Source organism: Streptomyces tsukubensis, assembly GCF_003932715.1.
In the GTDB taxonomy this organism is placed as follows: Bacteria; Actinomycetota; Actinomycetes; order Streptomycetales; family Streptomycetaceae; genus Streptomyces; species Streptomyces tsukubensis.
In genome coordinates this window covers 2,326,618-2,351,004 of the sequence record NZ_CP020700.1, presented here as the reverse complement: position 1 = coordinate 2,351,004, position 24,387 = coordinate 2,326,618, and the positions used below count along the sequence as shown (strand labels likewise).

Annotated in this window: 20 protein-coding genes; 12 read left to right on the top strand and 8 right to left on the bottom strand. The window is 70.8% G+C overall.

Features of this window, described 5'->3' with window-relative positions:
* The first annotated feature begins 25 nt into the window (after window positions 1-25).
* Complete coding sequence (era, locus tag B7R87_RS08850) at window positions 26-979, top strand: GTPase Era (RefSeq protein WP_389890375.1); 954 nt, start codon at window positions 26-28, stop codon at window positions 977-979.
* Window positions 980-1,027: 48 nt separating this feature from the next.
* Here the strand turns inward: era and B7R87_RS08845 are convergent, their stop codons facing one another.
* Entirely contained in the window at window positions 1,028-1,306 is a 279-nt protein-coding gene (locus B7R87_RS08845) for a protealysin inhibitor emfourin (protein ID WP_006349395.1), read from the bottom strand.
* 107 nt (window positions 1,307-1,413) lie between these two features.
* Window positions 1,414-2,469, bottom strand: coding sequence for a M4 family metallopeptidase (locus B7R87_RS08840; RefSeq protein WP_006349396.1), 1,056 nt, complete (start codon window positions 2,467-2,469; stop codon window positions 1,414-1,416).
* A gap of 423 nt (window positions 2,470-2,892) precedes the next feature.
* Between B7R87_RS08840 and leuA the strand changes: the two genes are divergently transcribed.
* The 5 genes from leuA (at window position 2,893) to B7R87_RS08815 (ending at window position 8,028) form a co-directional block, all read left to right on the top strand.
* Entirely contained in the window at window positions 2,893-4,653 is a 1,761-nt protein-coding gene (gene leuA, locus B7R87_RS08835; RefSeq protein ID WP_006349397.1) for a 2-isopropylmalate synthase, read from the top strand.
* A gap of 306 nt (window positions 4,654-4,959) precedes the next feature.
* Window positions 4,960-5,658: a TerB family tellurite resistance protein gene (locus tag B7R87_RS08830; protein ID WP_006349398.1), complete on the top strand. Its 699-nt coding sequence runs from the start codon at window positions 4,960-4,962 to the stop codon at window positions 5,656-5,658.
* Between the two features lie 61 nt (window positions 5,659-5,719).
* Window positions 5,720-6,502, top strand: coding sequence for a DNA repair protein RecO (recO, locus tag B7R87_RS08825; protein ID WP_006349399.1), 783 nt, complete (start codon window positions 5,720-5,722; stop codon window positions 6,500-6,502).
* 124 nt (window positions 6,503-6,626) lie between these two features.
* Complete coding sequence (locus B7R87_RS08820) at window positions 6,627-7,469, top strand: isoprenyl transferase (protein WP_006349400.1); 843 nt, start codon at window positions 6,627-6,629, stop codon at window positions 7,467-7,469.
* Between the two features lie 10 nt (window positions 7,470-7,479).
* Entirely contained in the window at window positions 7,480-8,028 is a 549-nt protein-coding gene (locus B7R87_RS08815; RefSeq protein WP_006349401.1) for a YcxB family protein, read from the top strand.
* 95 nt (window positions 8,029-8,123) lie between these two features.
* Here the strand turns inward: B7R87_RS08815 and B7R87_RS08810 are convergent, their stop codons facing one another.
* From B7R87_RS08810 to B7R87_RS08795, 4 genes are all read right to left on the bottom strand, one after another.
* Entirely contained in the window at window positions 8,124-8,564 is a 441-nt protein-coding gene (locus B7R87_RS08810; RefSeq protein WP_006349402.1) for a Fur family transcriptional regulator, read from the bottom strand.
* Window positions 8,565-8,760: 196 nt separating this feature from the next.
* Complete coding sequence (locus B7R87_RS08805; protein WP_040916367.1) at window positions 8,761-9,657, bottom strand: metal ABC transporter permease; 897 nt, start codon at window positions 9,655-9,657, stop codon at window positions 8,761-8,763.
* Between the two features lie 2 nt (window positions 9,658-9,659).
* On the bottom strand, window positions 9,660-10,439 hold the full coding sequence (locus tag B7R87_RS08800; RefSeq protein WP_006349404.1) for a metal ABC transporter ATP-binding protein: 780 nt from the start codon (window positions 10,437-10,439) through the stop codon (window positions 9,660-9,662).
* Window positions 10,436-11,482, bottom strand: coding sequence for a metal ABC transporter substrate-binding protein (locus B7R87_RS08795; protein ID WP_006349405.1), 1,047 nt, complete (start codon window positions 11,480-11,482; stop codon window positions 10,436-10,438). Before B7R87_RS08795 ends, B7R87_RS08800 begins: the two co-directional genes overlap by 4 nt.
* Window positions 11,483-11,684: 202 nt before the next feature.
* On the opposite strand from B7R87_RS08795, the gene B7R87_RS08790 reads away from it, so the two are divergent.
* Both B7R87_RS08790 and B7R87_RS08785 read left to right on the top strand, forming a co-directional pair.
* Window positions 11,685-13,070 carry a glycine--tRNA ligase gene (locus B7R87_RS08790; RefSeq protein ID WP_006349406.1) on the top strand — a complete coding sequence of 462 codons (1,386 nt, stop codon included), beginning with the start codon at window positions 11,685-11,687 and terminating at the stop codon, window positions 13,068-13,070.
* Between the two features lie 309 nt (window positions 13,071-13,379).
* The gene (locus B7R87_RS08785) at window positions 13,380-13,607 is read left to right on the top strand and encodes a DUF6243 family protein (RefSeq protein WP_130584599.1); all 228 of its coding nucleotides are present in this window, start codon (window positions 13,380-13,382) and stop codon (window positions 13,605-13,607) included.
* 130 nt (window positions 13,608-13,737) lie between these two features.
* Here B7R87_RS08785 and B7R87_RS08780 read toward each other — a convergent pair whose 3' ends face one another.
* Window positions 13,738-15,186: an MFS transporter gene (locus tag B7R87_RS08780; protein ID WP_006349407.1), complete on the bottom strand. Its 1,449-nt coding sequence runs from the start codon at window positions 15,184-15,186 to the stop codon at window positions 13,738-13,740.
* Window positions 15,187-15,259: 73 nt separating this feature from the next.
* On the opposite strand from B7R87_RS08780, the gene dusB reads away from it, so the two are divergent.
* The 3 genes from dusB to B7R87_RS08765 all read left to right on the top strand — a co-directional run bounded on the left by dusB (window position 15,260) and on the right by B7R87_RS08765 (window position 21,277).
* The gene (gene dusB / locus B7R87_RS08775; protein ID WP_006349408.1) at window positions 15,260-16,459 is read left to right on the top strand and encodes a tRNA dihydrouridine synthase DusB; all 1,200 of its coding nucleotides are present in this window, start codon (window positions 15,260-15,262) and stop codon (window positions 16,457-16,459) included.
* 455 nt (window positions 16,460-16,914) lie between these two features.
* Window positions 16,915-19,635, top strand: coding sequence for a pyruvate, phosphate dikinase (gene ppdK / locus B7R87_RS08770; RefSeq protein ID WP_040916373.1), 2,721 nt, complete (start codon window positions 16,915-16,917; stop codon window positions 19,633-19,635).
* 541 nt (window positions 19,636-20,176) lie between these two features.
* Window positions 20,177-21,277: an ArsR/SmtB family transcription factor gene (locus tag B7R87_RS08765; protein WP_130584598.1), complete on the top strand. Its 1,101-nt coding sequence runs from the start codon at window positions 20,177-20,179 to the stop codon at window positions 21,275-21,277.
* A 137-nt stretch (window positions 21,278-21,414) separates the two neighbouring features.
* Here the strand turns inward: B7R87_RS08765 and B7R87_RS08760 are convergent, their stop codons facing one another.
* Window positions 21,415-23,352, bottom strand: coding sequence for an APC family permease (locus B7R87_RS08760; protein ID WP_006349410.1), 1,938 nt, complete (start codon window positions 23,350-23,352; stop codon window positions 21,415-21,417).
* 204 nt (window positions 23,353-23,556) lie between these two features.
* Here B7R87_RS08760 and B7R87_RS08755 point away from each other — a divergent pair, with 204 nt between their 5' ends.
* Window positions 23,557-24,156: a hypothetical protein gene (locus B7R87_RS08755; protein ID WP_006349411.1), complete on the top strand. Its 600-nt coding sequence runs from the start codon at window positions 23,557-23,559 to the stop codon at window positions 24,154-24,156.
* Window positions 24,157-24,387: the final 231 nt, after the last annotated feature.

Genomic DNA, 24,387 nt, shown 5'->3' with positions numbered 1-24,387 from the left:
ACGGCGGCGGCCCGCATCGGGGACAATGAACGGCATGAGCGTGCGTACCCAGCCCACCGAGTCCGCCCCCCACCGGGCGGGCTTCGCCTGTTTCGTCGGCCGCCCCAACGCGGGCAAGTCCACCCTTACGAACGCTCTGGTCGGCCAGAAGGTGGCGATCACCTCCAACCGGCCCCAGACCACCCGGCACACGGTGCGCGGGATCGTGCACCGCCCGGACGCCCAGCTGATCCTGGTCGACACGCCCGGCCTGCACAAGCCGCGCACCCTGCTCGGGGAGCGGCTCAACGACGTCGTCCGCGCCACCTGGGCGGAGGTCGACGTGATCGGCTTCTGTCTGCCCGCCGACCAGAAGCTGGGCCCCGGCGACCGCTTCATCGCCAAGGAGCTGGCCGGGATCCGGAAGACCCCGAAGGTCGCCATCGTCACCAAGACGGACCTGGTGGACTCGAAGACCCTCGCCGAGCAGCTCATCGCCGTCGACCGGCTCGCGCAGGAGCTGGGCTTCGAATGGGCCGAGATCATCCCGGTGTCGGTGGTCGGCGGCAAGCAGGTCCAGCTGGTCGCGGATCTGCTGGTGCCGCTGCTGCCCGACGGCCCGGCGCTCTACCCGGAGGGCGACCTCACCGACGAGCCCGAGCAGGTGATGGTCGCCGAGCTGATCCGCGAGGCCGCGCTCGAAGGCGTACGGGACGAGCTGCCGCACTCCATCGCCGTGGTCGTCGAAGAGATGATCCCGCGCGAGAACCGTCCGAAGGACCGTCCGCTGCTGGACATCCACGCCAATGTCTACATCGAGCGGTCCAGCCAGAAGGGGATCATCATCGGCCCCAAGGGGCAGCGGCTGAAGGAAGTCGGCACCAAATCGCGCAAGCACATCGAAGCGCTGCTCGGTACGCCGGTCTTCCTCGACCTGCACGTCAAGGTCGCCAAGGACTGGCAGCGGGACCCCAAGCAGCTCCGCAAGCTCGGCTTCTGAGCCCCCGCCCCCACCGCGTTCAGCCCCGGCGCGCCCGGAAGGCGGCTCTCAGGCGCCTTCGCGCAGGACCCGCGAGACCAGCTTCCGCTGCGCAGGGGTGAGCCGGGGCTCGGCCGCGTGGACCGTCCGCCCGTCGACGGTGATCTCGTACGCGAAACCGTCCGGCACCCCGGCCCGGAGCGGCCCCGTCCGCTCGCCGCCACCGTCACCGGCCGCTTCCCTCGCGAGCGCGCTCCATTCGGCCGCATCGGGCAGCGCGGTGGTGTCCACCGTGGCGGAGCGCTCGATTCCGGCGAAGCCGCCGGTACGCCGTACATGGATTCGCATGCCATCCGTTCTCTCACGGATCCGGGCGGGGCGGTAGCGGTACCACCCCGCCCGGGGGACGCCTGTGCTCGCCGGGGGAGCCCCCGTACGCCACGGGCCCCGGTCCGTCAGGAGTGCGGGACCCCGACCGTCGACCACGCCTTCTGTACGGCCTGGAGCTCGGCCCCGTCGCCGTAGCGGGCCCGCGCCGCGGCGACCGTGAGCCGGGCGAACTCGCTGAAGCGCGCGTCCTGCGACAGCTCGCCGCCGGTCAGGGTGTCGTACCAGATCTGCCCGGCCCGCTCCCACGCCTGGCCGCCCAGCTCGGTGGCGAGCAGATAGAAGGCGTGGTTCGGGATGCCCGAGTTGATGTGGACGCCGCCGTTGTCCCGGCCGGTGCGGACGTAGTCGTCCATCGTCGCGGGCTGCGGGTCCTTGCCGAGGACGTCGTCGTCGTACGCGGTGCCCGGCGCCTTCATACTGCGCAGCGCGGTGCCCGTGACCTCGGGCGCCAGCAGCCCCTCACCGATCAGCCAGTCGGCCTGCTCGGCGGTCTGGCCGAGGGTGTACTGCTTCACCAGGGCGCCGAAGACGTCCGACACGGACTCGTTGAGCGCACCGGACTGGCTGAAGTACTCCAGGTTGGCGGTGTACTGCGTGAGCCCGTGGGCCAGCTCGTGGGCGATCACGTCGACCGGGATGGAGAAGTCGAGGAAGATCTCGCCGTCGCCGTCCCCGAACACCATCTGCGAGCCGTCCCAGAAGGCGTTCCCGTACTCCCGGTCGTAGTGGACGCTGGCGTTCAGCTTCAGCCCGGCGTCGTCGAGGGAGTTCCGGCCGTACTGCTTCAGCAGCAGCTCGAAGGTGGCGCCCAGACCGGCGTAGACACGGTTGACGGTGGCGTCCCGGCCGGGCTCGTCGCCCTCGCCGCGGACCTTGCGGCCCGGCAGGTCGGTGCCGTTCTCGCAGTCGTAGATCGTGCGCCTCGGCCGGGCGTCGGCGTCCGCGGGCGTCACCGCCGCAGTGAAACCGCGCACCGTGGTGATCCGGCGGCGGGTGCGCTGGAGGGCGTCGCGCTCCAGGGTGCGGAGGGCGCGGTCGGCGATCTGCTGGTTCGCGGCCTGCGCCAGTCTGTCCAGCAGATGGGGCGGGACGACGGTGCAGAAGACGGTGTGGAATGCCATGCACCGCAATGTGACACCGGGCCATGGCGCTGTCACTAGCCGCGAGCGGTTTTAGTGAAATGGAGTGAAGCGCGCCGTTTGACTGACTCGGGCTTTCGGTGGGTGACGCGACCGGTGGCACGGCCGGTGAATCGACCGTGCCACGGCCGGGGCCACGGTCGGTGACGGCGCTGGTGGTGCGCTGTGCGCCCGGTCTGTTCGGGGTCCCTCCCGCCGGGGACCGTCCCGTATGGTGATACGCGGACGTCGTACGCCCGGTCCGTCGGATATGCTCCCCGGCATCATGCGTTTCGGGCTGCTTCTTCTTAGCTGCCGCGGCGAGGGCCTGTAGTCGTAGGCCGACCCCCTCCCCGCGGGATGAGCTGCTGCTTCGAATCGTCGGCCGGTCGATCTTCCCACCGGTATTCCGAGGAGCCCGCGCATATGTCCGACGTGACCATTGGCCGTCCCACCCCGATCACCAATGCGACCCATTCGCAGAAGCCGTCCGGGATGCCGGTGCACAAGTACCGTCCGTACGAGGCCGTGACCATCCCCGACCGCACCTGGCCGGAGAACCGCATCACCCAGGCCCCCCGGTGGCTCTCCACCGATCTGCGCGACGGCAACCAGGCGCTGATCGACCCGATGTCCCCGGCCCGCAAGCGCGAGATGTTCGATCTGCTGGTCCGCATGGGCTACAAGGAGATCGAGGTCGGCTTCCCCTCCTCCGGCGAGACGGACTTCGCCTTCGTCCGCTCCATCATCGAAGAGGGCGCGATCCCCGAGGACGTGACGATCTCCGTCCTCACCCAGGCCCGTGAAGAGCTGATCGAGCGGACCGTCGAATCGCTGAAGGGCGCCCACCGGGCCACCGTCCATCTGTACAACGCCACCGCCCCCACCTTCCGCCGGGTCGTCTTCCGCGGTTCGAAGGAGCAGGTCAGGCAGATCGCGGTGGACGGCACCCGACTGGTGATGGAGTACGCGGAGAAGCTGCTGGGCCCGGAGACGGTCTTCGGCTACCAGTACAGCCCCGAGATCTTCACCGACACCGAGCTGGACTTCGCCCTGGAGGTCTGCGAGGGCGTCATGGACGTCTGGCAGCCCGAGGACGGCCGCGAGATCATCCTGAATCTGCCGGCCACCATCGAGCGGTCGACCCCCTCCACCCACGCCGACCGCTTCGAGTGGATGTCGCGGAATCTGTCCCGTCGCCAGTACGTCTGTCTCTCCGTCCACCCGCACAACGACCGCGGCACCGCCGTCGCCGCCGCCGAACTGGCGATCATGGCGGGTGCCGACCGGATCGAAGGCTGTCTGTTCGGCCAGGGCGAGCGGACCGGCAACGTCGACCTGGTCACCCTGGGCATGAACCTGTTCTCGCAGGGTGTCGACCCGCAGATCGACTTCTCCCGGATCGACGAGATCCGCCGTACCAGCGAGTACTGCAACCAGATGGAGGTCCACCCGCGCCACCCCTACGCGGGCGACCTGGTCTACACCTCCTTCTCCGGCTCCCACCAGGACGCCATCAAGAAGGGCTTCGATGCGCTGGAGGCCGACGCCGCCGCAGCCGGGAAGACCGTCGACGACATCGAGTGGAACGTTCCGTATCTGCCGATCGACCCCAAGGACGTCGGCCGGTCCTACGAGGCCGTGATCCGGGTCAACTCGCAGTCCGGCAAGGGCGGGATCGCGTACGTCCTGAAGAACGACCACAAGCTGGACCTGCCGCGCCGGATGCAGATCGAATTCTCCAGGCTCATCCAGGCCAAGACCGACGCCGAGGGCGGCGAGGTCACCCCGGCCGAGATCTGGACGGTCTTCCGGGACGAGTACCTGCCCAACCCGGACAACGCCTGGGGCCGGATCCAGCTGCGCTCCGGTCAGTCCACCACCGACACCGACGGTGTGGACACCCTGACCGTCGAGGCGGTCGTCGACGGTGCGGACACCGTTCTGACCGGCTCCGGCAACGGCCCGATCTCCGCCTTCTTCGCCGCGCTCCAGGGCATCGGCATCGACGCCCGGCTGCTGGACTACACCGAGCACACGATGAGCGAAGGCGCCTCGGCGCAGGCCGCCTCCTATATCGAGTGCGCCATCGACGGCAAGGTGCTGTGGGGCATCGGGATCGACGCCAACACCACCCGGGCCTCCCTGAAGGCCGTCGTATCGGCGGTCAACCGCGCCGCACGCTGACCCCGGCCCGCCGGACCCCGGCCGGGTCCGGTCGGCCGTCCGGCGCATTCCCCGCTCGTACTTCCGTATGAGGCCCGTCCGTTCGTTCCGGCGCCCCTGTGCCGTCGCCCACCCGTTCCCCCAGTTCGGGAGGGTGTACGGCACAGGGGCGCCGTCGTCGGTAATCGGCCATGTGCGGACCGGGAGCCTCCGGGGTGCTGACGGGCCGTGGTCCATGTGGCTAACATCACGCCAACGCGGCTGTGCCGTGGCACAGTGACGCCCGTGGCCGCAGGCCCGCGGGGAGAGGTACGGCGGAGGTGCGAGATGCGGACGGACCGGGGCGTATTCGGTCGGAGACTGTTGGTCTGCGGCGTATCCACCGCCTGGAACACCGTCGGTGACGGCGAGTTCTTCTGCGCCGCCTGCGGCGGTGACCGCAACTACCGCCGCCGGACCGGCCGGCGCCGCTTCACCCTCCTCGGGATCCCGCTGCTGCCGCGCGGTTCGGCCGGGCCGGTCGTCGAATGCGCCGCCTGCCACGGCCACTTCGGGACGGACGTCCTCGACCACCCGACCACCGCCCGGTTCTCCGCGATGCTCCGCGACGCGGTCCACACCGTCGCCCTCGCCGTCCTCGCCTCCGGGGGCACCGGCTCCCGCCCGGTCCGTGAGACCGCCGTGGCCACCGTCCGCGCCGCCGGACTCCACGACTGTACGGAGGAGCAGCTCACCGGTCTCATCGAGGCGCTCGCCGCCGACACCGGCCGGTTCGTCAGCGACAGCGGGCCCTGCGGCGCCGCCCTCGCCATCGAACTGCACGAGGCACTGGAGCCCCTGTCGCCCCATCTCGCCCCGGCGGGCCGGGAGTCCATCCTCCTCCAGGGCGCCCGCATCGCCCTCGCGGACGGCCCCTACACCCCCGCCGAACGGGAGGTGCTGACCACGGTCGGCACTGCGCTCCGGCTGCCGCCCGCCGATACGGCCCAGCTGCTGAGCACGGCAGCCCGCACCCCGTCCCCCTGATCCGCCCGATCCCCCTGCCCCAGCGGCACCGGAGGCCCACCGGGTACGGGAGAATGGGCCCATGAGCCTCTTCCGCGACGAAGGCGTCGTCCTGCGCACTCAGAAGCTGGGCGAGGCCGACCGCATCATCAGCCTGCTGACGCGCGGGCACGGGCGGGTGCGGGCCGTGGCGCGCGGGGTGCGGCGCACCAAATCGAAGTTCGGGGCCCGGCTGGAGCCGTTCTCCCATGTCGACGTGCAGTTCTTCGCCCGCGGCAGCGAGCTGATCGGCCGCGGGCTGCCGCTCTGCACCCAGAGCGAGACGATCGCCCCCTACGGCGGCGCCATCGTCACCGACTACGCACGGTACACGGCGGGCACCGCCATGCTGGAGACCGCCGAGCGGTTCACCGACCACGAGGGCGAGCCCGCGGTCCAGCAGTATCTGCTCCTCGTCGGCGGGCTGCGGGCGCTGGCCCACGGCGAGCACGCGCCGCACCTCATCCTGGACGCGTTCCTGCTCCGCTCCCTCGCGGTGAACGGCTACGCGCCCAGTTTCAAGGACTGCGCCCGCTGCGGGCTCGACGGGCCCAACCGCTTCTTCTCGGTCGCCGCGGGCGGAGTGGTCTGCACCGACTGCCGGGTCCCGGGCAGTGTCGTACCGTCGGCCGAGGCCGTCGGTCTGCTCAGCGCGCTGCTGACGGGCGACTGGCCCGCGGCGGACGCCTGCGAGCCGCGGCACGTCAGAGAGGGCAGCGGACTGGTCTCCGCCTATCTGCACTGGCATCTGGAGCGCGGGCTGCGCTCCCTGCGGTACGTCGAGAAGGACGACCGGCGGGTGGGGGCGGCCGGCGGCCCGCAGTAGCCGCCGCCGTACGCAGCATGCCGTACAGCCCGGATCCCAAGCCCTCACAGAATTCACAGACAGCACAGCCAGCACCAGCAACCACCACAGGTAACGCACGCACACAGGAGAAGTGAGAAGCCGCATGGCACGACGCGGAATCCTCGGCCGTAACCGCCGTGAGTACAAGGTCCCCGAGCCGCATCCGTCGGGCGCGCGGCCGCCGAAGATCCCCGGCGAGCTGGTGCCGAACCACGTGGCGATCGTGATGGACGGCAACGGCCGCTGGGCCAAGGAGCGCGGTCTGCCCCGCACCGAGGGCCACAAGGTCGGCGAGGGCGTCGTCCTCGACGTCCTCAAGGGCTGTCTGGAGATGGGCGTCGACAACCTCTCCCTGTACGCCTTCTCCACCGAGAACTGGAAGCGCTCCCCGGACGAGGTCCGCTTCCTGATGAACTTCAACCGGGACGTGATCCGCCGCCGCCGGGACGAGATGGACGAGCTGGGCATCCGGATCCGCTGGGTCGGCCGGATGCCGAAGATGTGGAAGTCGGTCGTCCAGGAGCTTCAGATCGCCCAGGAGCAGACCAAGGACAACGACGCCATGACGCTCTACTTCTGCGTCAACTACGGCGGCCGTGCGGAGATCGCCGACGCCGCGCAGCGGGTCGCCCAGGAGGTCGCCGCGGGCCGGCTCGACCCGTCGAAGGTGAACGAGAAGACGCTCCGCAAGTACCTCTACTACCCGGACATGCCGGATGTGGACCTGTTCCTCCGGCCCAGCGGCGAGCAGCGCACCTCGAACTATCTGCTCTGGCAGAGCGCCTATGCCGAGCTGGTCTTCCAGGATGTCCTCTGGCCCGATTTCGACCGCCGAGACCTGTGGCGGGCCTGTCTGGAGTACGCCCGGCGGGACCGCCGCTTCGGCGGCGCCCTGCCCAATGAGGTCCCGCCCCGGGGCGCCGGACGGCCCGCGGAGACGACGTAGGCTGTCCGGTATGAGCGTGGAGCAGAGTGAGGAGCGGCAGACGGCCGGACCGACGGCGGTGGAGCTGTTCTACCGGCCGGGGCAGGCCGATGCCATCGGCGCCGTCAGGGCCAGGAACACCGCCGTCACCAGCCAGGCCCGGCGCTTCGCCGACGCCGTCGTCGCCCTCGTGCTGGTGGGGGCGGGCGCCCTGCTGCTGAGGGCCGGCGAGTACCTGCCGGTGGGCGCGGGACTGATCGTCGCCGGACTGACCGTGGGCCTGCTGATCCCGCTCCAGCCGTGGCTGGTCGGACGGCAGCTCGGTGCCGCGCTGAAGGTGTACGGGGAGACCCGCGCCGTTGTCGACACCACCGGCGTACGGTTCGTGGCCTCCGGGATCGACCAGTCCTTCGCCTGGCACGCCTGGCCGCGCTACAAGGAGACCCCCGAGCTGTTCGTGCTGCTCAGCGCGGACCGGAAGTCCCTCGGGGTGGCCCTGCTGCCCAAGCGGGGCATCCTCGGGGAGGACGGCGAGGCCCGGCTCCGGGCCGTACTGGACGAGTGTTCCCTGCGGACCTGACCGGTCCGCCCGGCGGACCGGGACACGGAAAGAGGGCGGCGGGCCATCGGCTCGCCGCCCTCTTCCGTATCTGTCTGTATGCGTGTCCGTGCGGGTCAGCCCTTGGCGGTCTGCCGGGCGGCGCATTCGGCGCAGGTGCCGAAGATCTCCACGGTGTGCGCCACGTTCACATAGCCGTGCTGGGCAGCGACCGATTCGGCCCACGACTCCACCGCGGGGCCCTCGACCTCGACGGCCTTGCCGCAGACCCGGCAGACCAGATGGTGGTGGTGGTCGTCGGTGGAGCAGCGGCGGTAGACGGACTCGCCGTCGCTGGTGCGCAGGACATCGACCTCGCCCGCGTCCGCCAGGGACTGGAGGGTGCGGTAGACCGTCGTCAGGCCCACCGAATCGCCCCGGTGCTTGAGCATGTCGTGCAGTTCCTGGGCACTGCGGAACTCGTCCACCTCGTTGAGTGCGGACGCGACAGCGGCGCGCTGCCGGGTCGACCGGCCTCGTACGGGGGTGGTGTTTCCGCCGGATGGCGCCGTGGCCACAGGTGCCTCCTCGTTCGGCCGCACAACGTGTCACGGCCAATTCTGCCAGGCGCGGCGCCGCACTCGGCACCCTCGGCCCGGCGGGGCGCCCCTCCACGCCCGGAAGCCGGCCTTCCGTTTCGCTGTCGACGGCCTTCGTACGGGGATCCGGTACGCGTCCTGCCCGTACCGGATCCCCGTACGGAACGGGCCGGGCTCAGACCGTGACGTCGTCCCCCGCGGACCGGACACCCGGCACCCCGACCGGGCAGTCGGCGGCAACCACCGCTTCGGCCGCCCTCGCCCGCCGCCGGGCCACCGGCGCCGCCAGCGCGGTCAGCAGCAGGAAGACCCCGATCGCGAGCAGCACGATCGTCGCCCCGGGCGGTACGTCGCGGTAGTACGAGGTCGTGGTCCCCGCGAGGGACACGGTGACCCCGATCCCGACGGCCAGGGCGAAGGTCGCCTTGAAGGAGCGCGAGATCTGCTGGGCGGCGACCACCGGGACCACCATCAGCGCGCTGACCAGCAGCAGCCCCACGACCCGCATGGCGACCGAGACCGTCACCGCGGCCGTGACGGCGATCAGAAGGTTCAGCGCCCGCACCGGCAGGCCGGTGACCCGGGCGAACTCCTCGTCCTGGCTGACCGCGAAGAGCTGCCTGCGCAGGCCCACCGAGACCAGCACCACAAAGGCCGCGAGCAGGGCGATGGCCGTCAGATCGGCATCGGAGACGGTGGAGAGCGAACCGAAGAGGAAGGAGCCGAGATCGGCCGTCGAACCGGTGTCGGAGACGTTGATCAGCATCACTCCGCCCGCCATGCCGCCGTAGAAGAGCAGGGCCAGGGCGATATCGCCGCGGGTGCGGCCGTACGCCCTGATCAGCTCCATGGTGACGGCACCGGCGACGGAGACCAGCGTCGCCATCCAGATGGGGTTGGTGGAGAGCAGGAAGCCGAGGCCCACACCGGTCATCGCGATATGGCCGATGCCGTCGCCCATCAGCGCCTGCCGGCGCTGGACGAGATAGACACCGATCGCGGGGGCGGTGATGCCGACCAGCAGGGCCGCGATCAGCGCCCGCTGCATAAACGCCGTTTCGAGGATTTCCATGGTCAGCCCAGCAGTCCGGTGCGGAGCGGCTCGTCGGCCGCGTGCGGATGTACGTGGTCGTGGCCGGGCAGCGCATGCTGGCCCACGGCCCTCGGGGGCGGCCCGTCGTGGACCACGCAGCCGTCGCGGAGCACGACGGCCCGGTCGATCAGCGGCTCCACCGCGCCCAGCTCGTGCAGCACCAGGAGCACGGTGGTGCCCGCAGCGACCTGGTCGCGCAGGGTGGCGGCGAGGACCTCCTGGCTGGCCAGGTCGACCCCGGCCATCGGCTCGTCCATGATCAGCAGCTCGGGTTCGGCGGCCAGCGCCCGGGCGATCAGCACCCGCTGGTGCTGTCCGCCGGAGAGCGCCTCCACCGGGTCCCCGGCCCGGTCCGCGAGCCCGACCAGGCCGATCGCCCGGTCGATGGCGGCCCGGTCGGTGCGGGACAGCAGTCCGAACCGGGTCCGGGAGAGCCGTCCGGACGAGACGACCTCGCGGATGGTCGCGGGCACCCCGCTCGCCGCGGTGGTCCGCTGCGGTACGTAGCCGACCCGGGCCCACTGGCGGAAGCGGCGCAGCTCGGTGCCGAAGAGCTCGGCCCGGCCCTCGGTGAGCGGCACCCGGCCGATCGCGGCGCGGACGGCGGTGGACTTGCCGGAGCCGTTGGCTCCGAGCAGGGCGACGACCTCGCCGCGGGCCACGGTCAGATCGACGCCGCGCAGCACGGGCCGGGAGCCGAGGGCGGCCCGGGCGCCGGTCAGGGCGACGGCGGGGGCGTCCTTGGAGTTCGGGGTGCTCATTTCGCCCCCAGGGCCGTCTTGAGGGCGGTGAGGTTGGCGTTCATGACCTCGAAGTAGTCCCGGCCCTTCGACTTCTCGGTGATGCCCTCCAGGGGGTCGAGGACGTCGGTCCGGAGTCCGGTGTCCCCGGCGAGGGTCTTCGCGGTCCGGTCGCTGGCGAGGGTCTCGAAGAAGACGGTGGTCACCCGGTCGCTCTTGGCGACGGTCTGGAGCTCCTTGATCCGGGCGGGGCTGGGCTCGGCCTCGGGGTCGATACCGGCGATGCCCTCCTGCTTCAGCCCGTACCGCTCGGCGAGGTGGCCGAAGGCGGAGTGCGTGGTGACGAAGGTGCGGGTGGCGGTGTTCTTCAGGCCCTGCTCGAAGGATGCGTGCAGCGCCTTCAGCTCGCCGGACAGCGCGGCGGCGTTCTTGCGGTAGTCCGCGGCGTTGTCGGGGTCGGCCTTGGCGAGTGCGGCGCCGACGCCGTCGGCGACCTGCGCGTACTTCAGCGGGTCCAGCCAGATATGCGGATCGCCGTCACCGTGGTCGTGGCCGTGCCCGTCGTCCTTCGCGCCCTGCTCATGGCCGTGGCCGTCGCCCTCCGTGCCGTGGTCGTGACCGTCCTTTTCGGCGCCGTGGTCGTGGGCGTCGGCTTCGGGCTTCCCGGCCTTCTCGGCCTTCTCGGGGTGGAGCCCGGTGTCCGTGAGCTTCGCCGCGTCCGTTTTGTGGTCGATGTCCGTCTTCTCGATGGCGGTGTCGACAGCAGGCTGGACGCCCTTGAGATAGAGGATGTAGCCCGCCTTCTCCAGCTGGGCGGCCTGGCGGGGCTTGAGTTCCAGATCGTGCGGCTCGACACCCGGCTTGGTCAGGGTGGAGACCTTCACATGATCGCCGCCGATCCGCTCGGCGAGGAACTGCATTGGATAGAACGACGCCACCACCTTGAGCTTTCCGTCCTCCCGGCCGTCCGAGGCATCGGCGGTGGAGCAGGCCGACAGCGCGAGAAGTCCGAGGGCGGCGGCTCCTGCGGTGACGGCCGTGGGTATCAGGGGGCGTACGTTCATGACAGTCATTTTCAACAAAAGTGGAAACGATTGTCAACAAGCTGGTTGTCGGATACATCGACGGGCCGGGTGGCAGGTACACGGAAGAAGAGAGTCCGCTTCTCGTCGGGCCGCTGACCGCCCTCGATTTGATCCCGGGGGTGCGCACGCCGGTAATCTGAAGCATTCGCCGTTCGTCGCCGTCGTCTATGAAGAGAGCACCGTGGCCGCCGACAAGATCGACACCATCGTCAACCTGAGCAAGCGCCGTGGCTTTGTCTATCCCTGCAGTGAGATCTACGGCGGCCAGCGGGCCGCCTGGGACTACGGGCCGCTGGGTGTCGAGCTGAAGGAGAACATCAAGCGCCAGTGGTGGCGCTACATGGTCACCTCGCGGGAGGACGTCGTCGGTCTCGACTCGTCGGTCATCCTGGCGACCGAGGTCTGGGAGGCGTCCGGCCACGTCGCCACCTTCACCGACCCGCTCACCGAGTGCACCTCCTGTCACAAGCGGTTCCGTGCGGACCACCTGATCGAGGCGTACGAGGAGAAGCACTCCGGCAAGTCGCCCGAGAACGGCCTCGCGGACGTCAACTGCCCGCACTGCGGCACCAAGGGCGCCTTCACCGACCCCAAGCAGTTCTCCGGTCTGCTCGCCACCCACCTCGGCCCCACCCAGGACTCGGGCTCGGTCGCCTATCTGCGCCCCGAGACCGCCCAGGGCATCTTCACCAACTTCGCCCAGGTCCAGCAGACCTCGCGCAAGAAGCCGCCGTTCGGCATCGCGCAGATGGGCAAGTCCTTCCGCAACGAGATCACGCCCGGAAACTTCATCTTCCGGACCCGTGAGTTCGAGCAGATGGAGATGGAGTTCTTCGTCAAGCCGGGCGAGGACGAGGAGTGGCAGCAGTACTGGATGGACCAGCGCTGGAACTGGTACACCGGGCTCGGTATGCGCGAGGAGAACATGCGCTGGTACGAGCACCCGAAGGAGAAGCTCTCCCACTACTCCAAGCGCACCGCCGACATCGAGTACCGCTTCCGCTTCGGCGGCAGCGAGTGGGGTGAGCTGGAGGGCGTCGCCAACCGCACCGACTACGACCTCTCCGCGCACTCCAAGGCCTCCGGCCACGACCTGTCGTACTTCGACCAGGAGGCCGGCGAGCGCTGGACGCCGTACGTCATCGAGCCCGCCGCCGGTGTCGGCCGGACGATGCTGGCCTTCCTCCTCGACGCCTACAACGAGGACGAGGCGCCGAACGCCAAGGGCGTCATGGAGAAGCGGACCGTGCTCCGGCTCGACCCGCGCCTGGCGCCGGTGAAGGTCGCGGTGCTGCCGCTCTCCCGCAACCCGCAGCTCTCCCCGAAGGCCAAGGGCCTGGCCTCGGACCTGCGCCAGAACTGGAACATCGAGTTCGACGACGCGGGCGCGATCGGCCGCCGCTACCGCCGCCAGGACGAGATCGGCACCCCGTTCTGCGTCACCGTCGACTTCGACACCCTCGACGACAACGCGGTGACCGTGCGCGAGCGCGACACCATGAAGCAGGAGCGGGTCTCCCTGGACCGTATCCAGGGGTACCTGGGCGAGCGTCTGCTGGGCTGCTGAGCCCCTGCCGGACGGCCCTTCGACGGCCGCCCGGCCGCGGAGCGCGACGACACGAGGAGGCCGGCCGGGCGGGCGCCCGGCCGGCCTCCGGCGCATCGGGCACCCCCTCCGCGGGGGTGCCCGCCCCGCCCCGGGGCGGCACGGAAACCGGATGCGCTCCGCGGGCCGGGCCCGGTAACGTCCCGGGTATGTCTTCGTTCTTCCAGATCTACGAGTGAGCGCCCGGCGGCGGCACGGGCGGCGTCCGCCCCGCCTCCGCCTCCTTGCTGACGACCCCACAGTCAAGTCTCACCACGATGGGAGAACCCCATGGCCAAGAGCCGTAACAACCTTCTCGGTGTCGGCGGTCAGCGCCGCAAGCTGTCCCGCCCCGGACAGGAGGGCGTCGGCCCCGCCGGCCTCTCCGACCGCCAGGCGGCCGACGACCGCAAGACCGAGCTGCTGAACCGGATGCGGGCGCGGACCCAGGGCGCCGAAGGCGCCGAGGACGCTGCCGCCGACCAGAGCGCGCCGGAGACCTCCGGCCAGGACGGCTGACCGCTCCACCCACCGAAATGCCCCGGGGTGCCCCCGCCCGCCGATCCGGCGGGGCGCCCCGGGCGGCGGACGGCCCCGCACCGCGCAGCCCGCGGTCCGGGGCCGTCCCCCTGCCCGGCGGCGGCCCCCTTCAGCCCGTACGGGACGGTTCCTGCGCCACCTCCGGCTCCTGGAGGCGTACGGCGCAGGCGAAGGCCGTATGCCGGGCCCAGCGGCCGGTGGTCGCGGCGCCGACCAGCAGGACCACGGCCCCGCAGGCCGCGATGATCCACCAGGCGGGGCGGCTCGCGGCCAGGAACGCGTCCGTGCGCGCTGCGCTCTGCGCCACCGTGCCCAGACCGAGTGAGACGCCCGTCGCCAGCACCGTGCCGATCACCGCGACCCCGAGGGTCTGGCCGATCTGCCGGCTGGTGGAGGCCACCGCCGCCGCCACCCCTGCCTGCGACCGCGGCATCCCGGAGACCGCGGTATTGGTGATCGGCGCGTTCACCATGCCGAAGCCGAGACCGAACAGGACGTACCCGGTGAACAGCAGCGTGTTCGAGGTCTCCGCCTCGAACGCGGCGAACAGCACCCCGCTCGCCGCCATCGCCGCCCCGGCGACCAGCAGCGGCAGCCGGGGTCCCAGACTCCCCACCAGACGGCCCGACAGCGGCGCGGCGACCAGCGTCACCGCGGCCATCGGCAGCATGTAGAGCCCGGCGTGCAGGGCGTCGTAACCGCGGACCTCCTGGAGGTAGAGCGTATTCATGAAGAGGAAGCCGCCGAGGGCGGCGAAGGCCGCGATCGCGATGACCGTCGCCCCGCTGAACGGCGCGCTGCGGAAGAACCGGAGGTCGATCAGCGGCTCCTGGCGGCGCGGCTCGTAGAACAGCACGCCCAGCAGCGCCAGGGCCGCGACCACCCCGGCCACCGGGTCCGTCTCGATGATCGCGTACGTCAGCGAGCCCAGCAGCACGATGATCAGCACCTGGCCCACGGGGTCCGCACGCCGCGGTTTCGGCGCCCGGGACTCCTGGACGTACCGCCAGGTCAGCAGGAGCGCCAGCAGGCCGACGGGGATATTGACCCAGAAGACCGAACGCCAGCCGACCGAGTCCACGAGGAGCCCGCCCACCAGCGGTCCCGCGGCCATCGAGATGCCGACGACCCCGCCCCAGACCCCGATCGCGCGGGCCCGCTCGGCGGGGTCGGTGAAGGTGTTGGTGATGATCGACATGGCCACCGGGTTGAGCATCGAGCCGCCGACTGCCTGCACCATCCGGAAGACCACCAGCAGTTCCAGGCTGGGGGCGAGCGAACACAGGGCCGAACCCAGGGTGAACAGCACCAGGCCCGCCATGAAGACCCGGCGGCGTCCGATCCGGTCCGCGGTCGACCCGGCGAGCATCAGCAGCGACGCCAGCACCAGCGTGTAGGCGTCGATGGCCCACTGGAGTCCGGAGACGGAGGCGCCCAGCTCACGGCCGATCGACGGCAGGGCCACATTGAGGATGGTGTTGTCGAGGCTGACGATCAGCAGACTCATGCAGCAGATGCCCAGGACGAGCAGGCGGCGCCGTGATGTGAGCTCGGACACAGACATATGTCGATAGTACGGTTAACTAATAAAGCCTGTCCTTGTGCACTGAGCCATACGCGACAATGGACGGATGACCACGCTCGCCACGTCCCCCGCCGCGCCCTCCGTCGCCCCGGCGACGGCGGCCCCCGAGGCCGCGGCCGCCGCGACGCTCACCATCGGCCCGCACGCGGTGCGCCCGCCGGTGGTGCTCGCCCCGATGGCCGGGATCACCAACGCCCCCTTCCGCACGCTGTGCCGGGAGTTCAGCGGCGGCAAGGGCCTCTTCGTGAGCGAGATGATCACCACCCGGGCGCTGGTCGAGCGGAACGACAAGACCATGCAGCTCATCCACTTCGACGCCACCGAGACACCGCGCTCGATCCAGCTGTACGGAGTCGACCCGGTCACCGTCGGCAAGGCGGTCCGGATGATCGTGGACGAGGATCTCGCCGACCATATCGACCTCAACTTCGGCTGCCCGGTCCCCAAGGTCACCCGCAAGGGCGGCGGCTCGGCCCTGCCCTACAAGCGGCCGCTGCTCCGGGCGATCCTGCACGAGGCCGTCGGCAACGCCGGTGCCCTGCCGGTGACCATGAAGATGCGCAAGGGCATCGACGACGACCATCTGACCTATCTGGACGCCGGCCGGATCGCCGTCGACGAGGGCGTCACCGCCATCGCCCTGCACGGCCGTACGGCCGCCCAGCACTACGGCGGCACGGCCGATTGGGACGCCATCGCCCGGCTCAAGGAGCACGTCCCCGAGATCCCGGTCCTCGGCAACGGCGATATCTGGTCCGCCGACGACGCGCTGCGGATGGTCCGCGAGACCGGCTGCGACGGTGTCGTCGTCGGCCGCGGCTGTCTGGGCCGGCCGTGGCTCTTCCGCGATCTGGTCTCCGCCTTCGAAGGCGGTACGGAGCGGGTGACGCCGACCCTGCGCGAGGTGGCCGCGGTGATGCGGCGCCATGCCGAACTGCTGGGGGAGTGGATCGGGGACGAGTCCCGCGGTGTCATCGACTTCCGCAAGCACGTCGCCTGGTATCTGAAGGGCTTCTCGGTCGGCTCCGAGATGCGCAAGCGGCTCGCGATCACCTCCTCGCTGGCGGAACTCGACGAACAGCTCGGACTGCTCGCGCTCGACCAGCCGTGGCCCGAGGGCGCGGACGGGCCGCGCGGGCGGACCTCCGGGAACAACCGCGTGGTGCTTCCGGACGGCTGGCTCAAGGACCCGTACGACTGCGCGGGCGTCGCCGCCGACGCGGAGCTGGACACCTCCGGCGGCTGACGCCTCCCCCCCTTCCGGAACCCCGCAGTCTCGTACGCAGCCCTTGTGGCGGCGGGCGTTCCGCTGCGTCCGGATGGTGGAAACGAAGGGTCTCCCGCTGCGTGATTCTCGCCACCCTTGAGAGGGGCTCTGCTCGGATGAGCGCTTTGGGGGCGGTTGCAGAACTCGGAAGGGTGGCACGGAGTGCCACCCCGGCTGTGTTCGACCTCTTGCTCTTCTTGTCACCCTCCGTCGACGCGACGGCCACTCGCCGCTGCCGAGCGTGGCGATGTGTTCAAGCTCTGAAAGGGGAAGGTAAAGCCGTCTACCCGTCAGTTCACTTTCGATCCGGTGGCGGACGAGTGGTTACAGCCGTATGACGGCCAAGTGGACGTACCCAGACGCCTTCGATCTGGGTATGTTCCTCGCCGTCAGGGCAGCCACCGAGCCTCGAAGGGTCGAGAGCCGTGTCGGAAATCAGAGACCTCCCCGATCAGACGTCCGATCAGAAGTTCGTCTACGCCTTCACCGAGGGCAACAAGGACCTCAAGGACCTGCTCGGTGGCAAGGGCGCCAACCTCGCCGAGATGACCAACCTCGGGCTGCCCGTCCCTCCGGGCTTCACCATCACCACCGAGGCGTGCAAGGCGTATCTCGACAGCGGTGACGAGCCGGCCGCCCTGCGGTCCGAGGTGAGTGCGCACCTCGACGCCCTGGAACAGCGGATGGGCAAGCGGCTCGGTGAACCCGGCGACCCCCTCCTGGTCTCGGTCCGCTCGGGCGCCAAGTTCTCCATGCCCGGCATGATGGACACCGTCCTCAACATCGGTCTCTCCGACGCTTCCGTGACCGGACTCGCCCAGCAGGCGGGCGACGAGCGGTTCGCCTGGGACTCGTACCGTCGGCTCATCCAGATGTTCGGCCGGACCGTCCTCGGCGTCGACGGCGAACTCTTCGAGGAGGCGCTGGAGGAGGCCAAGGAGTCCAAGGGCGTCACCGTCGACACCGATCTCGACGCGGCCGATCTGCAGCGGCTGGTCAAGCGGTTCAAGAAGATCGTCAAGGCCGAGGCCGGACGGGACTTCCCGCAGGACCCGCGGGAGCAGATGGACCTCGCGATCAAGGCCGTCTTCGCCTCGTGGAACGGTGACCGGGCCCGGCTCTACCGCCGCCAGGAGCGCATCCCCAACGACCTGGGCACCGCCGTCAACGTCTGCTCCATGGTCTTCGGCAACCTCGGCCCCGACTCCGGCACCGGTGTCGCCTTCACCCGCGACCCCGCCAGCGGCCAGCAGGGCGTCTACGGCGACTACCTCCAGAACGCCCAGGGCGAGGACGTGGTCGCGGGCATCCGCAACACCGTGCCGCTCGCGGAGCTGGAGAGCATCGACAAGGCGTCGTACGACCAGCTGATGCAGATCATGGAGGTGCTGGAGAACCACTACCTCGACCTCTGCGACATCGAGTTCACCATCGAGCGCGGAAAGCTGTGGATGCTCCAGACCCGGGTCGGCAAGCGCACCGCGGGTGCCGCCTTCCGGATCGCCACCCAGCTCGTCGACCAGGGCCTGATCGACGAGGCCGAGGCCCTGATGCGGGTCAACGGGGCCCAGCTGGCCCAGCTGATGTTCCCCCGCTTCGACGAGGACGCCCCGGTCGAGCTGCTGGGGCGCGGGATCGCCGCCTCGCCGGGCGCCGCGGTCGGCAAGGCCGTCTTCGACTCGTACACCGCCGTCAAATGGTCCCGCTCCGGCGAGAAGGTCATCCTCATCCGCCGTGAGACCAACCCCGACGACCTCGACGGGATGATCGCGGCCGAGGGCATCCTCACCTCCCGCGGCGGAAAGACCTCGCATGCGGCCGTCGTCGCCCGCGGGATGGGCAAGACCTGTGTCTGCGGCGCCGAGGACCTGGAGGTCGACACCAAGCGGCGGCGGATGACCGTCGGCGGCACCGTGGTGGAGGAGGGCGATCTGGTCTCCGTCGACGGCTCCACCGGCAAGGTGTACCTCGGGGAGGTGCCGGTCGTGCCATCCCCGGTCGTCGAGTACTTCGAGGGCCGGATGCACGCGGGCGCCGACGACGCGGACGAGCTGGTCGCCGCCGTGCACCGGATCATGGCGTACGCGGACCGGGTGCGCAGGCTGCGGGTCAGGGCCAACGCCGACAACGCCGAGGACGCGCTGCGGGCCCGGCGGTTCGGCGCCCAGGGCATCGGCCTCTGCCGTACCGAGCACATGTTCCTCGGCGAGCGGCGCGAGATGGTCGAGCGGCTGATCCTCGCCGACCACGACGAGGAGCGGGCCGAGGCCCTGGAGAAGCTGCTGCCGCTCCAGAAGAAGGACTTCATCGAGCTGTTCGAGGCGATGGACGGACTGCCGGTGACGGTACGGCTGCTCGACCCGCCGCTGCACGAGTTCCTCCCCGACATCACCGAACTGTCGGTACGGGTGGCGCTGGCCGAGGCCCGCAAGGACCACAACGAGAACGACCTGCGGCTGCTCCAGGCCGTCCACCGGCTCCACGAGCAGAACCCGATGCTGGGGCTGCGCGGGGTCCGGCTGGGTCTGGTGATCCCCGGTCTCTTCGCGATGCAGGTACGGGCGATCGCGGAGGCCGCGGCCGCCCGCAAGGACGCCAAGGGCGATCCGCGCGCCGAGATCATGATCCCGCTGGTCGGTACGGTCCAGGAGCTGGAGATCGTCCGCGACGAGGCCGAGACCGTGATCGCGGAGGTCGAGGCGGCCACCGGGACCCGGCTGAAGCTGGCACTCGGCACCATGATCGAGCTGCCGCGGGCCGCGCTGACCGCCGCTCAGATCGCGGAGGCCGCCGAGTTCTTCAGCTTCGGCACCAACGACCTCACCCAGACGGTGTGGGGCTTCTCACGCGACGACGTGGAGGCGAGCTTCTTCACCGCCTACCTGGAGAAGGGCATCTTCGGGGTCTCGCCGTTCGAGACCATCGACCAGGACGGCGTCGGCTCCCTGGTCCGGAACGCGGTGGCGGCCGGCCGGGCCACCCGGCCCGGCCTCAAGCTCGGGGTCTGCGGGGAGCACGGCGGCGACCCGGAGTCGGTGCACTTCTTCCACGAGGTGGGCCTCGACTACGTGTCCTGCTCGCCCTTCCGGATCCCGGTGGCCCGGCTGGAGGCCGGGCGGGCGGCCGTCGAGTCCCGGGGCAGCGATTCGCGCTGACCTTCGAACTCCGGGGTCGCCGCCGTCCGTACCCCATCCCTCAACGGGCCGCGGCGGCCCCGGAACCCAGAACGGAAGGAGCGGGCGCCTTGTGCGGGGCGCCCGCTCCTTCGCTGCTTACTCGGCTCTTCTGTGCAACTCCGGTTTCGCGCAGTCGTCCGCTGTTTGCGCGACTTCCATAATGTGGTTGCTGAATTCGCCTCTGCAGTCCCGGCCGTTAACGAACGGAAGTCGAGATTCCGCCCCCGGACACGGGCGGGGCGCGGCCCGTGGATCCCCATCCCCGGGCCGCGCCCCATTACCCCGGCCGGACAGGGAGCCGCACCTTCTGTCACCCGCCGCCGGACGGTGCAAAGCCCCCCACGGTCTTCGCAGCGTCCATCGGAGACAGAAGGAACCTGCCCGACGCGGTACAGCCTTTCGGTTCGCACCGGTCCCGGGCGAGGCTTTTCAACTCTGGCTGAAACTCCGTGGTAACCGGTTGTGATGATGTGCATACTCAGTGGTAGGGGGCGATTGCTCATGCAACAGTGGGGGTTCAGTGCTCCGTATCCATTTCACCGGTGACGATCTGGCCAGAGTGAGAATGGCAGCGAAACCGGATGTCCTGTGGGAAACGATTCTCAGTTTTCACCGATTGAGAGAGCGCCGACGTGCGGTGATGTTCGGGGAATGGCGATCGGAAACCCGGGCCAGGTTGAATGGTGAAACAAGCCTGCTGGCCGCAGTGGTCCCGCCGAGGGGCTATTTTCCGGACTTTCTGACCCCGTCGGAAGCGGGCGGCGGCCTGGAATCGGGCCTCGCGGCGATACGTGGGACCGAACCGGCTCGACTTCATTCCGAACTGACTCTGGCTTCAGCATCCCGTGCATCCGCCCGTGCAGGCGGCCGTGCACCGGGGTCCGGGCCCGGACCTGCGGCGGGAGCCGGGGCGGCCGCGGAGCGGGCCCAGGCGCCCCCGGGCGCCGCCCCCGCCCCGGCTCCCGCGGTCGCCGCCCTCGCGGAGGGGCGGCCCGCACCCATGTCCCGGCTGCTGACCACGATCCGCAGCTACTACCGGGCCGCGGTCGAACCGTACTGGCCGCAGATTCAAGCCAGAGTCGAAGCCGACCGTGCGGTCCGCGGCCGGGCGCTGCTCGACGGGGGAGCCGCCGAACTCCTCTGCTCGCTGCCGCCCGTGTTCCGCTGGCGCCAGCCGGTCCTGGAAGCCGACTACCCGGTCGACCGCGAACTCCGCCTCGACGGCCGTGGACTCCTCCTCCAGCCGTCGTTCTTCTGCCGGGACACCCCCGTCGTGCTGCGCGACTCCGCGCTGCCGCCGGTCCTCGTCTACCCCGTCGACCACCCGCCCGACCCGGTCTTCGGGGAGACCGCCACCGCGCTCGCCCCGTCCCTGGGGCGGCTCGTCGGGCACACCCGGTCCGCGGTCCTCCAGGCCATCCAGTACGGCTGCACCACCAGCGAACTGGCCCGCCGGGCCGGGGTCTCCCTGGCCTCGGCCAGCCAGCACGCGGCCGTGCTGCGGGAGGCGGGGCTCGTCCTCACCCTCCGGCACGGGAACGCCGTCCTCCACACCCTCACCCCGCTGGGCGCGGCCCTGCTGCGGGGCGGCGCACCGGCGGAGGCACCGACCGCGGGCTGAGCGGCGAAACGACGGCGCCGGGGCGCGTCCGCGCGGGGAACGGGCGGACGCGCCCCCGGGGTCGTACCGCTGCCGTACGGCGGCACGACGGCGCCGGGGACCCCCGAGTCCCCGGCGCCGCAGGGCCCGTACAGGCCTCAGTCCTCGTCCGTCCGGCCGGGACGCTGTTCCGGGTCCGCCAGCCGGAAGCGCAGCCGGCAGATCACCGCCTCCGTGTCCCGGCGCACCGCGTGCGCCAGCACCGCGCCCCGCTGGTTCTGGAGCACCCGCTGCCACCACCGGTCCGGCTCCACCTCCGGAATCAGCACGGTGACCCGGGTGTTCGGGTGGTACTTGTAGACCCGCCGGACGTACTCCGACACCGGCCGCCCTATCCTGCGGTGCTCCGAGTGCAGCTCCACCAGATCGACCCCCGGATTCCACAGCTCCCAGTCCCGGCGCAGCGCCCGCGCCGCCTCCCGGTCCTCCGGATCCGTATGCGTGACCGTCACCGCCCGCACCTCGTCGCCCAGGGACACCGCCGCGTTCACCGCCTCGCAGGTCAGCCGGGACAGATGCGATACGGGGACGATGACCAGCGACCGGTCCCGGTGCGGCGCCTCCGGCACCCGGCCCAGGCCGATCCGCTCGTCGATCCGCCCGTATGCCCGGTGCACCCGTTCGAACAGCACCACCAGCGCGGGCAGCGCGATCACGATCAGCCAGGCGCCCTCGGTGAACTTGGTCGCGGTGACGACGAGCGCGCTCACCCCGGTCAGCACCGCTCCGAGACCGTTGAGCAGCGCCTTCCGGGCCCACCCGGGGGCCCGCCCGGCCCGCCAGTGGATCACCATCCCGGCCTGGCAGATGGTGAAGCCGACGAAGACGCCGATCGCGAACAGCGGTACAAGGGTGTTGGTGTCGCCGCCGGAGAAGAGCAGCAGCAGCGCGGCGACGGCCGCCAGCGCCACCACACCGTGCCGGTGGACCTCCCGGTCGGCCTTCAGCCGGAAGACGTGCGGCAGATAGTTGTCCCTGGCCAGCAGCGACATCAGCACTGGCAGCCCGCCGAAGGAGGTGTTCGCGGCCAGGGCCAGCAGCACGACCGTGGCGAACTGGACCACGTAGAAGCCCCAGTTGTGGCCCAGTGAGGCGTCGGCGAGCTGCGCCAGTACGGTCACGCCCTCGACCGGCTGGAGGTGGAACCGTCCGATCAGGATCGACAGACCGATCAGCATCACCCCCAGCAGCGCGCCGAGCGCGATCTCCGTGTGCTGGGCCCGCCGGGCGGCCGGGGCGCGGAACGACGGCACCGCGTTGGCGACCGCCTCCACCCCCGTCAGTGCCGAACAGCCCGAGGCGAACGCCTTGAGCAGCAGCAGCGCACCGACGGTGGTCGTGTTCTCGCCCAGGACCGAGGCGTGCCCGGCGGCTGCCTCCGTGGACACCGGGGCGCTGCGGAACAGCCCGACCGCGATCAGCGTGAGGATGGACCCGACGAAGACCGCGGTCGGCAGGATGAACGCCTTCGCGGAGTTCACGATGCCCCGCAGATTGACCGCGGTGACCAGCACCAGCACCCCCAGGCAGAGCGGCAGCCGGTCGTCGTAGAGGGAGGGGAAGGCCGAGGTGAGGGCCGCGACACCGGCCGTCACGGAGACCGCGACGTTCAGGACGTAGTCGAGGACGAGGGAAGCCGCCGCCGTCAGGGAGGTGCGCCGCCCCAGATGGCGGCGGGCGACCGCGTACGATCCGCCGCCGTCCGGGAAGGCGGCGATCACCTGCCGGTACGAGGCCACCAGTACGACCAGCAGCGCGGCGATCGCGAGCGTGACGGGCAGGGTGTAGCCGAGGCCGGCGGACCCGGCGACCGCCAGGACCAGGACGATGGCCTCCGGCCCGTACGCCACCGACGCCATCGCGTCCAGGGAGAGCGCGGCCAGCCCTTGGAGGGCGGTCAGCTTGTGCCGCTCCTGCCGGTCGCGGGGGAAGGAAAGCGAAGGTTCCGGCCCGCCGCCCGGCCCCGGGGGACCGTCCGGCGCCGGGCCGCCCGCCGGGCTCCCGGCCGGACCGCGCGGCGTGGAGATACTGGTCATCGAGCTGGTCCCCCTCCTGAGACGGCCCCCGGAAACGGGCCGACCCCAGAGTGGGGGCGCCGATTTCCCGTCAAGGGCCGTCTTGTCGTGTCCCTTGCGCCCGGACGACCGGTCTTCACGGGATGTTGACGCGGTGCGTACGGAAATCGTCAGCGAGACCGCCGGGACGGGGACGGACGGGCCCGGCGGCCCTACCCTCCGGCCATGGGAACTCAAGCCCCGGACGGTGGGCCGGGGGAACACGGGAAGCACACGGAGACCGGATCCCGCGGATCCGACGGCCCCGGATCCGGCGGTGTCGTCGCCGAGGACAGCCGATGGACCCGGGACCTGTGGGCGGCGGCCTTCTGCGCCCTCGCCCTGCTGGTCCTGCTGCACATCGTCGACCTGGGAGCGGGCACCCTCGACGCACTGCGCTCCGCACTCTGGTCCGGCCTCGCGGCACTGCTCTTCGCCGTCCTCTACCCGCCCCGGGTGACGGTCGGTCACGACTGGCTGGCGGTCCGCGGACTGCTGCGGGAGCGGCGCGTCCACACCCATCTGCTCACCCGGATATCCCGCCGCGAAGGCATCGCGCAGCGGGTCGTCCTGCGGGACGCGACCGGCCGCCGGGTGGAGATCGACCCGATCACCCTCGCCGCGAACCCGCTGATCTGGCACGAGATCGACCGGGGCGCGCGCCGCTCGCGGGAGAGCGGACTGCTCCGTACCGGCACCCCGGTACTGGACGGACTGCGGAGCCGGATGGACGACATCGAGACGGAACGGGCCCGCGCGGTCTTCGAGGCGTCCGGGCTGCGCTGAACCGGAGTGTCCGGCCCTTCCCCGTGTCCCCGGGGGAGGGCCGGGATACAGTGGCCGTCCCGTGCCCGGGAGCCACGGCCCCGCCGGCCGCCCGGCGGCGGGACCGAACGCCGCTGTGGAGGAACAAGGAGGTGAGCCCGATTTCCGCTGTGAAGGACCGGGTGCTCCTCCCGTACGGCCGGACGACGGCCGGGACGGCCCACCGGCTGAGGTGAAAGCCGTGGAGCGCCC